General features: G+C 37.0%; 12 protein-coding genes. 7 read left to right on the forward strand and 5 right to left on the reverse strand.

Going from position 1 to position 12,351, the window contains the following annotated elements:
- Both VLZ86_RS09210 and VLZ86_RS09215 read right to left on the reverse strand, forming a co-directional pair.
- Positions 1 to 154, reverse strand: a 154-nt coding sequence (locus tag VLZ86_RS09210) for a toprim domain-containing protein (RefSeq protein WP_325450662.1), incomplete at its 3' end; no start/stop codon positions are given.
- A 310-nt stretch (positions 155 to 464) separates the two neighbouring features.
- Entirely contained in the window at positions 465 to 1,298 is an 834-nt protein-coding gene (locus VLZ86_RS09215; RefSeq protein ID WP_325450581.1) for a hypothetical protein, read from the reverse strand.
- 114 nt (positions 1,299 to 1,412) lie between these two features.
- Between VLZ86_RS09215 and miaB the strand changes: the two genes are divergently transcribed.
- The 7 genes from miaB to groL all read left to right on the forward strand — a co-directional run bounded on the left by miaB (position 1,413) and on the right by groL (position 8,213).
- On the forward strand, positions 1,413 to 2,855 hold the full coding sequence (gene miaB, locus VLZ86_RS09220) for a tRNA (N6-isopentenyl adenosine(37)-C2)-methylthiotransferase MiaB (RefSeq protein ID WP_325450583.1): 1,443 nt from the start codon (positions 1,413 to 1,415) through the stop codon (positions 2,853 to 2,855).
- A gap of 76 nt (positions 2,856 to 2,931) precedes the next feature.
- Positions 2,932 to 4,197, forward strand: coding sequence for a sigma-54 dependent transcriptional regulator (locus VLZ86_RS09225; protein ID WP_325450585.1), 1,266 nt, complete (start codon positions 2,932 to 2,934; stop codon positions 4,195 to 4,197).
- A gap of 26 nt (positions 4,198 to 4,223) precedes the next feature.
- Positions 4,224 to 4,730, forward strand: a complete 507-nt coding sequence (locus VLZ86_RS09230; RefSeq protein WP_325450587.1) for an LptE family protein — start codon at positions 4,224 to 4,226, stop codon at positions 4,728 to 4,730.
- Positions 4,731 to 4,739: 9 nt separating this feature from the next.
- Positions 4,740 to 5,690 carry a tetratricopeptide repeat protein gene (locus VLZ86_RS09235; RefSeq protein ID WP_325450589.1) on the forward strand — a complete coding sequence of 317 codons (951 nt, stop codon included), beginning with the start codon at positions 4,740 to 4,742 and terminating at the stop codon, positions 5,688 to 5,690.
- Positions 5,691 to 5,693: 3 nt separating this feature from the next.
- Positions 5,694 to 6,044 (forward strand): preprotein translocase subunit SecG, encoded by a 351-nt coding sequence (gene secG / locus VLZ86_RS09240; RefSeq protein WP_325450591.1) that lies wholly within the window; start codon positions 5,694 to 5,696, stop codon positions 6,042 to 6,044.
- A 171-nt stretch (positions 6,045 to 6,215) separates the two neighbouring features.
- The gene (groES, locus tag VLZ86_RS09245; protein ID WP_129016628.1) at positions 6,216 to 6,491 is read left to right on the forward strand and encodes a co-chaperone GroES; all 276 of its coding nucleotides are present in this window, start codon (positions 6,216 to 6,218) and stop codon (positions 6,489 to 6,491) included.
- A gap of 93 nt (positions 6,492 to 6,584) precedes the next feature.
- The gene (gene groL, locus VLZ86_RS09250) at positions 6,585 to 8,213 is read left to right on the forward strand and encodes a chaperonin GroEL (RefSeq protein ID WP_325450593.1); all 1,629 of its coding nucleotides are present in this window, start codon (positions 6,585 to 6,587) and stop codon (positions 8,211 to 8,213) included.
- A 632-nt stretch (positions 8,214 to 8,845) separates the two neighbouring features.
- Here the strand turns inward: groL and VLZ86_RS09255 are convergent.
- The 3 genes from VLZ86_RS09255 to VLZ86_RS09265 all read right to left on the reverse strand — a co-directional run bounded on the left by VLZ86_RS09255 (position 8,846) and on the right by VLZ86_RS09265 (position 12,329).
- A complete protein-coding gene (locus tag VLZ86_RS09255) occupies positions 8,846 to 9,208 on the reverse strand; it encodes a heavy-metal-associated domain-containing protein (RefSeq protein WP_325450595.1) in 363 nt (120 codons plus the stop codon).
- Positions 9,209 to 9,430: 222 nt separating this feature from the next.
- Positions 9,431 to 11,683, reverse strand: coding sequence for a TonB-dependent receptor plug domain-containing protein (locus VLZ86_RS09260; RefSeq protein WP_325450597.1), 2,253 nt, complete (start codon positions 11,681 to 11,683; stop codon positions 9,431 to 9,433).
- A 235-nt stretch (positions 11,684 to 11,918) separates the two neighbouring features.
- A complete protein-coding gene (locus VLZ86_RS09265) occupies positions 11,919 to 12,329 on the reverse strand; it encodes an HYC_CC_PP family protein (protein ID WP_325450599.1) in 411 nt (136 codons plus the stop codon).
- Positions 12,330 to 12,351 lie beyond the last annotated feature (22 nt).

Raw genomic sequence — 12,351 nt, forward strand, 5'->3', positions numbered from 1 at the left:
GTTTAAAATCGCCATCAACATCAACTCCCAACTCATTTGAAGGCAAGTCGGCAATATGTCCAAAACTGGACTCTACCTTAAACTCCTTTCCTAAAAACTTCTCAATAGTTTTAGCCTTCGCAGGGGACTCGACAATTACTAAATTCTTCGCCATATTTATTTTTTTGTGGCTACAAATGTATATGAAAAATAATTATTCAACCTAATTTAAAAAATTTAACCCTATTTATCTGCGGTTAATCGAGAAGTAACCGAACAAAAAAAGCCTGAATCTTCAGGCTTTTACGAAATACATTTTCATTTTCCATAGCAAACCTCATGGCGCTATGATTGACTAGACTGACGCCACTTTAATAGTAGCATTCGTCCGTATAGACTTTTATATTTTGAAGGGCCATTTTAAATCACTTAAAAATTTCCCCCGATCTAATAAATAAAAACTACTGACATTATATAATGGTACTTTAGAAGACTTCCTTCTCCCCTATTCTATTTAATTCACTCAAATCATCAAATCCAATCGCGCCCTTATAAATAAAATAAATAGGATGAAACATGAACGGCGCTAAAAACAAACCGCCAAGTCCGCAGGTGACAAAACTCAAAACCATGATTGCCACATAGGAAACCACAAACAAGCCAAAAGTTATCAACCACTTCTTATTTCCCAATCTGAAACCAGAACTGACGATGTCGCCAATAGACCATTCTGTATTAAAAGCGAAAATTATCGAAAAGAAGGATATGGGCACCATGACATATATCAACGGTAAATAAAAGAATAAAGCGGCAGGAAGGGCTATTAAAACAGTAACCAGCATCAACAACACAATTTTACCAAAGTATTGGGCTTTCATAAAGTAAAACAAATCAGAAGTTTTCACTTCACGCCCTTCATCCAAACTTCTTAAGATTCTGTAAAAAGCAGCATTAAGCGCCATTTGAAGAGCCGCAATAACCAAAACACCAACTAAAAAGAGAAGGATATAGAACATAGAAAAACCAGTAAAAATGCCGTCCATGGCATTTGGATCCAATTGTCCCGATTCTGATTGATTTATGATCATGAGCACAAATGGCACATATAATATGATCATAAAAGGCAAAATTAATATGAACACAAACAACTGCATCAAAAAACCTTGAAGCCAACTCTTTTTGAACAGTTCAATAGATTGATTGAAAATTGTTCCAAAATCCAAATCTTTGGCATTGGCTACTTTCGACTGAAATTCTGATACGGTCATTTCTTGAATTTTTGGTTGATATAAATCAAAGAAACCATAAATTTTTAACATAATCAAAACATTTTTATACACTGTCACTTTGTCACAATCATTAAATTAATCTTATCTTTGCAGCTGTCTTTTTACCTAGGACAAAAACCCAACAACAGACGTTTCAAGATACTCATGGAGAAAATAATTGACGAAAGCCTGCAAGGAAAAAGTCTTGTACTCGAACAAAAAAAAGAGAATACCCGTAAACTTTTCATTGAAAGTTATGGCTGTGCCATGAATTTTAGTGACAGTGAAATTGTTGCCGCTATTCTATATAAGGAAGGTTATAATACCACGCAAAAACTAGAAGAAGCTGATCTGGTTCTCGTTAACACTTGTTCCATTAGAGACAAAGCAGAGCAGACCGTCCGTAAACGATTGGAAAAATACAACGCCGTAAAGCGCATCAATCCAAAAATGAAAGTAGGCGTTTTAGGCTGTATGGCAGAACGCCTAAAAAGCAAATTGCTTGAAGAAGAAAAAATTGTGGATCTGGTTGTAGGTCCAGACGCTTATAAAGACCTTCCTAACTTATTGGCAGAAGTTGATGACGGACGGGATGCCATCAACGTGCTTTTAAGCAAAGAAGAAACTTATGGTGATATTTCACCTGTAAGATTAAATAGTAATGGAGTATCTGCGTATGTTTCCATCACTCGTGGCTGTGATAATATGTGTACATTTTGTGTGGTTCCTTTTACTCGCGGACGTGAACGCAGTCGTGATCCGCAAAGTATTTTGGAAGAAGTCAATGATCTTTGGAGCAAAGGTTATAAAGAAATCACATTGCTAGGCCAAAACGTGGATAGTTATTTATGGTATGGCGGTGGATTGAAGAAAGATTTTGAAAAAGCCAGCGATATCCAAAAGGCAACAGCCGTCAGTTTTTCTAGTTTATTGGAATTATGTGCGAAAGCGCAACCAAAAATGCGTATCCGTTTTTCAACTTCCAACCCACAAGACTTGACTCTGGATGTGATTGAAACAATGGCTAAGTATAAAAATATTTGTGACCATATCCATTTACCCGTTCAAAGTGGCAGCAATCGGATTTTAAAGGAAATGAATAGATTGCACACCCGCGAAGAATATTTTGAACTCATCGACAATATTAGACGTATCCTTCCAACCTGCTCAATTTCTCAAGATATAATTGCAGGTTTTCCTACAGAAACAGAGGAGGACCATCAGGACACCCTAAGCTTAATGGACTATGTAAAATATAATTTCGGATATATGTTTACCTATTCAGAGCGTCCAGGTACTTTAGCAGAACGCAAAATGGAGGATAATGTTCCTGAAGAGGTCAAAAAACGACGTTTGGATGAAATTGTCCAATTGCAAAGACAACATAGCGAATTCAGAACTAAAGCCTATCTGAACACCACTGTAGAAGTTTTAATAGAACGTGAGTCAAAAAAATCTGATAACGAATGGTCCGGTAGGACCTCACAGAATATTGTGGCCGTTTTCCCTAAAGAACATTATAAAATTGGCGATTTGGTCAATGTCACTATTACAGATTGTACAAGTGCCACGCTTATTGGGGAAGCCATTGATCACGCACTCAATTAACAAAGTGTTACGCCAGGCTTCATGTCAATGTATGCCACAAAATTTGTCATTTTTAACTTTTAATATTTGATTTTAAATGGAGTCAGTTCAAGCCATAAAACAACGTTTCGGAATTATTGGGAACGACCCAAAACTCAACCGATCCATAGAAAAAGCAATACAGGTTGCGCCCACAGATATTTCAGTGCTGGTCACTGGAGAAAGTGGCGTTGGTAAGGAGAGCATTCCTAAGATTATTCATCAATTATCGCATCGCAAACATGGAAAATACATTGCGGTCAACTGTGGTGCGATACCTGAAGGCACCATAGATAGTGAACTTTTTGGACATGAAAAAGGCGCTTTTACAGGGGCCACTAACACACGTGAAGGCTATTTTGAAGTGGCCGATGGCGGTACTATTTTTTTAGATGAAGTAGGCGAACTTCCATTAACCACACAAGTTCGTTTACTCCGGGTGTTGGAGAATGGCGAATTCATAAAAGTAGGTTCAAGTAAGGTTCAAAAAACAGATGTCAGAATTGTAGCTGCAACAAACGTCAATATGTTTGAAGCGATCAAAAAAGAAAAGTTTCGTGAAGATCTTTTTTATAGATTGAGTACCATAGACATCCACCTGCCTCCTTTACGAGAGCGAAAAGAGGACATCCATTTATTATTTAGAAAATTCGCTAGTGATTTTGCACTTAAATATAAAATGCCCACCATTAAATTGACGGATGATGCCGTAGAGGTGCTTTTGAAACACAGATGGAATGGAAACATTAGACAGTTGCGGAATGTTGCGGAGCAAATCTCAGTTTTAGAACACACCAGAACCATTAGTGCCGCAACCTTAAAAGGCTATTTACCAAGTGAAGGAGATAACCTTCCTGCAATAATCAAAACCTCAAAAAGTGATAGCGATTTCAGCAGTGAACGCGAAATTCTATACAAAGTTCTTTTTGACATGAAGAGTGATTTGAACGATTTGAAAAAGCTCACCATGGAACTCATGAAAAATGAGAATGCCCATGACGTTCAAAAGAAAAACGAAAGTTTGATCCAAAAGATTTATGGCGATGAAGAAGCAGAAGATTATGAAGATTCCATAGAAGACATGGAAGTTTTATCTATTCCTGAAAAAATGAGTCAGCTATCTGATGCCATTGATGAATCAAATGATAAGTATCATTTTGCAGAAGAAGTTGAAGAGGAAGAAACATTATCTTTGCACGACAAGGAGCTGGAATTGATAAAAAAATCATTGGAGCGTCATCAAGGAAAACGTAAATTGGCAGCCGCGGAGCTTGGTATTAGCGAACGTACCTTATATAGAAAAATCAAACAATTCGATTTATAATCCATCGTTATTCAATAAAAGCATAGGTGAGAAAGTTTATAATTTTAGTGCTCATTTCTAGTATAGGCCTGTTTTCCGGCTGTGGAAATTATTCTTTTACGGGAATCTCATTACCCGCAGGAACCACAACCTATCAGGTCAATTATTTTCAAAATGATGCCCCATTAATAGAACCGGGGTTAGAACGTACATTTACAAATTCATTGGCTGATTTAATTCAGAATCAAACCAGTTTACAATTGGTAACCTCTGGAGGCGACATTACCTATGAAGGTGAAATAACGGAATATCGTATTTCTCCAACAACAGCCACCGCAGATAATACCGCTGCCCAAAACCGTTTGACCATTGGCGTAAGACTTCGTTTTTATGACAGACATAATCCTGATGAAGACTTAACTCAGCAGTTTTCATTCTTTTATGATTACCCAGGACAAGCCCAACTGGTAGGTGCACAAAAAGATGCGGCGATTGCTGAGATTTTTGAAAGGATTACACAAGATATTTTAAATGCCACACTTGGCAAATGGTAATTATATAAAGTGAACAAACAGGAATTTACATATCTCCTCACCCATCCCGAGAACTTGAGCGCTTCCCATACCGCATCCGTAGGTGACATTGTTGCACAGTATCCATATTTCCAGCCAGCAAGAGCCTTGCATTTAAAAGGTTTAAAGTCAAAGGAAAGTTTTAAATACAATCAAGAACTTAGAGTTACTGCAGCTTACACAACAGATCGAAGTGTTTTATTTGATTTTATAACCTCAGAAGAATTCAACCAAAACGAGATTTCAAAACTGATCAGACAAAACACAGAACTCCTTAAGGACATTGAAGTGAAAGAGGCTGATGATATTTCTGTAAATAAAAGCGTACTAATAGATGATGCCCTAAAACAACACATCAAAGACACTGAAGGCGTCTTGGACCCTGAATTATTTCAGCAAAAAACGCCATTTCAGAGAGTTCCTGAAATGGAAACATCTGCTCCTATCATTGATGTAGATGTCCAGAACATTCAACCATCACCTGAAGAGCAATTGAATATTGGTAAACCTTTAGAATTTGATAAAAACGAAACCCATTCGTTTACGCAGTGGTTAAAGATGACCAGCTTCAAGCCTATTGAAAGAGCACCAGAGGATACCATTGCAAAACCAGAAACGCCAGCTCAAGCACCAATTGAAGAGAAAAAACCAGAATCTGGACTTGAAAGAAAGTTAGATATAATAGACAAATTCCTAACTGCCAATCCAAAAATCTCTCCCATTAAACAGGCCGCCCCATCGATTAATCTGGCACAAACCAAGTTAGTTCAGAATGACAGCTTGATGACAGAGACCTTAGCCCGTATTTATTTAGAACAGAAAAATTACGAGAAAGCAATTCAATCTTATAAAATTTTAATTTTGAAATATCCAGAAAAAAGTGGTTTCTTTGCAGACCAAATAAAAGCGGTAAAACAATTACAAGAAAATAATACCAAATAGCACATGAGTACGTTTACAATATTTTTAGTTCTTATCATCATCGTATCTTTCTTATTGGTGGTTGTCATCATGGTACAAAACCCAAAAGGAGGAGGACTATCTTCATCATTTGGTGGCGGAGGCACACAACAAGTAGGTGGTGTTAAAAAAACAACAGACTTTTTAGATAAAAGTACCTGGATTTTAGCAACTGTGCTATTGGCATTGATATTAGTATCAAATATTGCTATCGATGGTGCTACTGGCACAACAGAATCTAAAGCTTTGGACGCTGATGCAGCAACTAGTATTCCTGCACCAACCAAACCTGCAACAGATAATGCGGTAACGCCACTTGACACAACGAACAACTAAAACAGTTCAACTTAAAATAATCAAAATGCCAACAAAATTTGTTGGCATTTTTTGTTACTGAAACTTTGTCAGTTAACGACCCGTGGCACATTTTTCGCAACTATCTAATATCATTAAACAAATTCAATTAACCCTCATGCTTCGGCATGATTAAAACAAAATCATACAACTATGGGATTAAACATTAAGCCATTGGCAGACCGTGTTCTTATTGAACCAGTAGAAGCTGAAACGAAAACAGCTTCAGGAATTATTATTCCAGACAACGCGAAAGAAAAGCCTCAAAAAGGTAAAGTTGTGGCCGTTGGTGCAGGTACCAAAAAAAATCCAATGACTGTAAAAGTCGGTGAAACCGTTCTTTACGGAAAATATGCAGGAACAGAACTTAAACTTGAAGGCAAAGACTACTTGATAATGCGTGAAAGTGATGTTCTTGCGATCATCTAATCAAATTCCCGCGACGGCAGGAATCTCATTTAAATAGAAATAATTACAGAACAAAAGCTTCCTGTTTTCACAGGAATATAAAAAATTTAAATTATGGCAAAACACATATTATTTGACATTGAAGCTCGCGACGGGATTAGACGTGGGGTAGATGCATTGGCAAACGCAGTAAAAGTAACTTTAGGGCCTAAAGGACGTAACGTTGTTATTGGTAAATCTTTTGGAGCACCTCAAGTGACCAAAGATGGAGTTACTGTAGCTAAAGAAATAGAATTAGAAGACGCTCTCGAAAATATGGGTGCACAAATGGTTAAGGAAGTGGCTTCCAGAACTAATGATTTAGCAGGTGATGGAACTACAACTGCTACGGTTTTGGCACAGGCCATCGTAAAAGAAGGTTTGAGAAACGTAGCTGCAGGTGCAAATCCAATGGATTTGAAACGTGGTATCGACAAAGCGGTTGAAGCTATTGTTGCGGAACTTGAAAAACAAACCAAAAAAGTTGGGAATTCTTCCGAAATGATTAAGCAAGTAGCGTCAATTTCTGCCAATAATGACGATACTATTGGCGAATTGGTAGCCAAAGCCTTCAGTAAAGTTGGTAAAGAAGGCGTTATTACTGTTGAAGAAGCAAAAGGACTGGAAACTTATGTAGATGTTGTTGAAGGCATGCAGTTTGACAGAGGATACCTCTCTCCTTATTTTGTTACGGATGCTGACAAGATGATTGCCGATTTAGAAAACCCTTATGTTTTATTATTCGATAAAAAGATTTCAAATCTTCAAGAAATCCTTCCTATTTTGCAACCAGTAGCACAATCTGGCCGTCCATTATTGATTATTGCTGAAGATGTTGAGGGTCAAGCCTTAGCGACCTTGGTAGTTAACAAATTACGTGGTGGATTAAAAATTGCTGCAGTTAAAGCGCCAGGTTTTGGAGACAGACGTAAAGCGATGTTAGAAGATATCGCTATCTTAACTGGTGGTGTGGTGATTTCAGAAGAAAGAGGGTTCTCTCTTGAAAATGCTGACTTAACCATGTTAGGTTCTGCAGAAACCATTACTATCGATAAGGATAATACGACCATTGTCAATGGCTCAGGAAAAGCTGAAGACATTAAAGCTCGCGTTAGCCAAATAAAAGCACAAATTGAGACTACAACATCTGATTATGACAAAGAAAAACTTCAAGAACGTTTGGCTAAATTGGCTGGCGGTGTTGCTGTACTTTATGTAGGTGCCGCAAGTGAAGTTGAAATGAAAGAGAAAAAAGACCGTGTTGATGATGCTTTACATGCCACAAGAGCTGCTGTTGAAGAAGGTATTGTTGCCGGTGGTGGTGTTGCGCTTGTAAGAGCAAAATCAGTATTGGAGAAACTGACTACCGCAAACTTAGATGAAACTACTGGTGTTCAAATTGTAGCGCGTGCCATTGAAGCACCTCTACGTACCATTGTTGAAAACGCTGGTGGCGAAGGTAGTGTTGTGGTTGCAAAAGTTATGGAAGGCAAGAAAGACTTCGGTTTTGATGCTAAAACAGAAACTTATGTAGACATGCTGAAAGCTGGAATTATTGATCCTAAGAAAGTAACACGTATCGCATTGGAAAATGCAGCGTCAGTTGCTGGAATGATCCTTACTACAGAATGTGCATTGGTAGATGTCAAAGAAGAAGGTAATTCAATGCCAATGGGTGGCGGTGGAATGCCAGGAATGATGTAAAACTCAAATCTTTAAAAAGATTTCTTTAAAAAAACGCCTCAAAATATTTGAGGCGTTTTTGTTTTATCGCAACTAAATTCATACCAAGAAGAAATTTTAAAATGTTAACCCTAGTAATAGAACTATAAATGGACCACTATTTTGTTTGGTAGTTTACGATGACTTTATCTAACTCAAAATATATATAAACTTCCAAAGATGCCACTATGGCGCATTTTTCACTTAAAATTTTCATCTGTGGGATATTTCTCGTTGTTATCAATGCTCTTATCACTTCAATTACAATCAAGATATTATTTGCTGGATTAGAAAAATAACAACCGGGGGTGAAATAAATCTTTTCAACGATAACGCAATCGGAATGGGAGTGGATGAGCAAATAAGATACATCTAAAACAGTCAATTATATTTTTAGGGTGCCAAATTATATAATAAGAACTAAACAATGGTTTTATGTGATTTAGGTCACTTTCTAAACCCTTTAAGGGATATGATGAAAAATGAGCTGAGATAATTAATTTTGAGAGCAACATTTCTAGTGATAAGACTCTAATTAAAAAAGCCAGATCGTTTATTATCTGGCCTTTTTACTTGCATCTACACAGCTAAAATATTCTACTTTTTAGAATAAATTATTGCTTATCGTCTTTATGATCCTCTCTAACAGCCTCATCCCTATAGAAGCAACAAGTGTGTAATTTATGGTAAGCTTCATCAGTGGCTTTGATTTCTTTGGTATCATGACCTGCTTCAGCAATACTTTGCTGTATGTTTGTCAAACTGGTTTTGCGTTCATCAAAAATTAATTTTAGTTCATGGGTATTGACGTCCCAATTGGCAACTTTTACTCCTTTGGCCTTAATAGCCGCTTTTTCAATACGCTCTTTGCACATGTTGCACACACCGTCCACTTCAATGGTGGCTTTGGCATTTTTATTCTGAGCGAAGGATACGGTTCCAACCAATAATGCTAATACTAATACTATTTTTTTCATGTTTTTGTGTTTTGCATCCCCACAAAGGTAGGAATCTGTTAGTTTTTATTCCTTCGAAGGAAGGAATCTGTTAATTGAAATTTTGTTTCTTATTTTTCTTTTTGGCCACGAATACACGCATAATTTTTAAAAGTGATTGGCGTATTCTTAGGTGTTCAATTATTTAGTTTATACAGGACGTTCTTGCCTCCTGTCTGCCGACAGGCAGGCGCAGGAACTTGGTTATTTTATCTTAAACCGCAACCCCGCATAATACATACTTCCAAAGATTGGACCATAAACAAATGTGGTATCAAAATTTGCTCCAAACGGATCATCTGTTCCCAAGATTGGATTGTCCTGTCTCACATTGGTCATATTCTCGCCGCCTAAATATACTTCAAATTTCTCAGAAAACACTCTGGTAATTTGCGCGTTCAAGGTACCCACAGTTGGTGTGTAATCTGGCAATTGGTATTGAATGGGGTTGGCAGCGGTTGATGAGAATCGTTGTTCACCCAACCAATTATAAGTGACATCAAATTTCCAATGCGAAAAGCTCTCATTCTTTTTTGTTTCATAAGACATGTTTGCAAAAACGCGATGTTTAGGGGTTAATGGCTTTTCCAACTTTCCTGAATGATATTGCGTCTTGATATCATAGAATTTATAAGCCGTTCTAAAGTCAAATCCCTCAAAAACGTTATAATTCAATTCCACCTGAAAACTGTTGGCATAACTTTCGCCTTCAAGATTATAAAAATTTAATTGTTGGGGATTTTCATAATCGACCACAATTTGATTCTGAAAATCAGTTCTATAATAATCAAATATAATGTCAGCCTTATTTCCAAAGAGATTAAACCCTTGCAAAAACGAAACACCATAATTCCATGCAATTTCCGGATCAAGGCCATAGGCCCCTTTTAAGCTGCCCAAAGGTGCAGAACCATCAATTAAAATGGTTCTTGAGGTTGCGAAAATATTTTGGTTTTCGGCAAAGATGCTAGCACTTCGCTTCCCACGTCCAAAAGATGCTCTCAATGCCGATTTTTCCCATGGTGTATATCGTGCATGCACTCTAGGCGTGACAAAGGTTCCGAGTACATTATGCCTGTCAATTCTAAGACCAGCAGTTAAATTCAAGTCTTCAAGATTATCAAAGTTGTATTCAAAAAAAGCGCCAACTGAACTTTCTGTACGTTCAAAATTTTCAGTGAGGACCAACTCGTCGTAATGATCATAGGTATAACTTACGCCCGTTTTTATTTTATGTCTTGAATCACTGATGATTGAATTATAGATCCCGTTGAGATACAAACTATTGTGTAAAATATCATAGGGGTTCAAACCAAAATAAGAATTCTGTTTATGACTGCTAAAAGCAGATTGAAATCCAACACTTTGCCAAGGAATATTAGGATTGACGTATCCTGATTTTAATGACACATCAAATCTTCTGGTATCGATTTCACTTCCCCAAGCATTTGTCGTCAACTTGTCTGTTTCAGGAATGAAATTTAGCTGTCCGGTCTGTTTTGAATCGTCCAAATAGCTGAAGTTGATAAAACTCACAAAACCTTTTTCGGGATTTGTATATTGCCAACGATTCATGAAATTTATTTGTTTATAGATGGGCATATCCATAAAACCATCGTCATTAACATCATGTTTCTTATCGTGCATATTTCCATGGAGATATAAACCAGTGCTCCATTTCTCACTTACTTTAGTGTTCAGGTGCACATTAGCTTCCATGCGCTCACTATTGGCGCCATAGAGGTTGACGAAGAGCTTATTATCTGTGGTAGGTTTAACGAGTTCTGTATTGATTTGTCCCGCTATACTTTCAAATCCATTGACAACGCTTCCGGCGCCTTTGGTAATTTGGATGCTTTCCACCCAAGTGCCCGGCGTAAAACTTAAACCATAAGCTTGGGAAGCACCACGTATGGTGGGAATATTTTCTGCCGTTATCAAGATATATGGACTGGTCAATCCCAGCATTTTTATCTGTCGTGTTCCCGTCACGGCATCAGCAAAATTAACGTCAATGGACGGATTGGTTTCAAAACTTTCTGAAAGATTACAACAGGCCGCTTTCAGTAGTTCATCACTACTCACAAAAGAAACGTTGGCAGATTGCATATACGATTTTGAAGTGGCTTGTTTACGAGAGGTGACCGTAATTTCATCCAATTCACTAGTGGATTTTAAGGCATGTTTGATATATTTTGGAGAAACAATGGTTAAGGTATCCGTTTTATATCCTACGTAACTAATAACCAGTTTCGTATAGTGTTTTTGGTAGGGCATACTGAATTTTCCATCAATATCTGTCGTCGTTCCAATAGAAGAATCCAACCAGTATACATTGGCACCTGGGAGGGGGATGGTGTGTTTATTTTCAGTAATTTCAACAATGATTCCTTCGATTTTCTCTTGCGAAAAAACAAGTGTAGGTAAGAATAAGAGAATGTAAAATAGGTTTTTCATTTGTGTATTGATCGTATTGTTTTTAATCTTAAAACTCAATTAAAACAAGAAACACCGTAAAAGACGCTTCGAGAAACTTTTAAAAGTTTACAGAAGTTGTGGAACGCTGTATTTTGCTATTATAATAAAAGGGAAATAAGACTAAGATAAAATGTCATTTTATAAAAAATTTGATATCATAATTCATAGGATAATGCGTTAAAGAACACACATTACTAAAAGTTGAATTAAAGAATCAAATGACAAAAACTTGGTCCAATAACTGAATGTCGGTAACCAGATTGGGTGGAGAATAGTTTTTATGTGGAACGACTTGCTCAGGCAGACCTTCAAAAAGGTTTACATAAGCAACATAAAACGTTGTTATAAAAATGTGTTGATCGAAATGAAAATCTTCAAAAGTTGCTTTTTTGAGATCATCCTGACCTTTAACAACTTCAATTTCCTCTTTGCAGCATGATTTTTTCTCAAAGGCTGTAATAGCCACTGCTTTAATGTCACAACAATTATCAACTTTAGAGAAAATTGAAACATCAATCAAAGTGTCTCCACAGAAATGCTTTTCCATGGTAAATGACATGGTAGACAACAGCACCAATAATGCCATTGCTACCGAAAATACTTTATGAAAGCTTTCTTTGAACATGGAGGCGAAATTACAAAAAAAT

The organism is Gelidibacter sp. (genome assembly GCF_035515035.1).
Taxonomy (GTDB): Bacteria; Bacteroidota; Bacteroidia; order Flavobacteriales; family Flavobacteriaceae; genus Gelidibacter.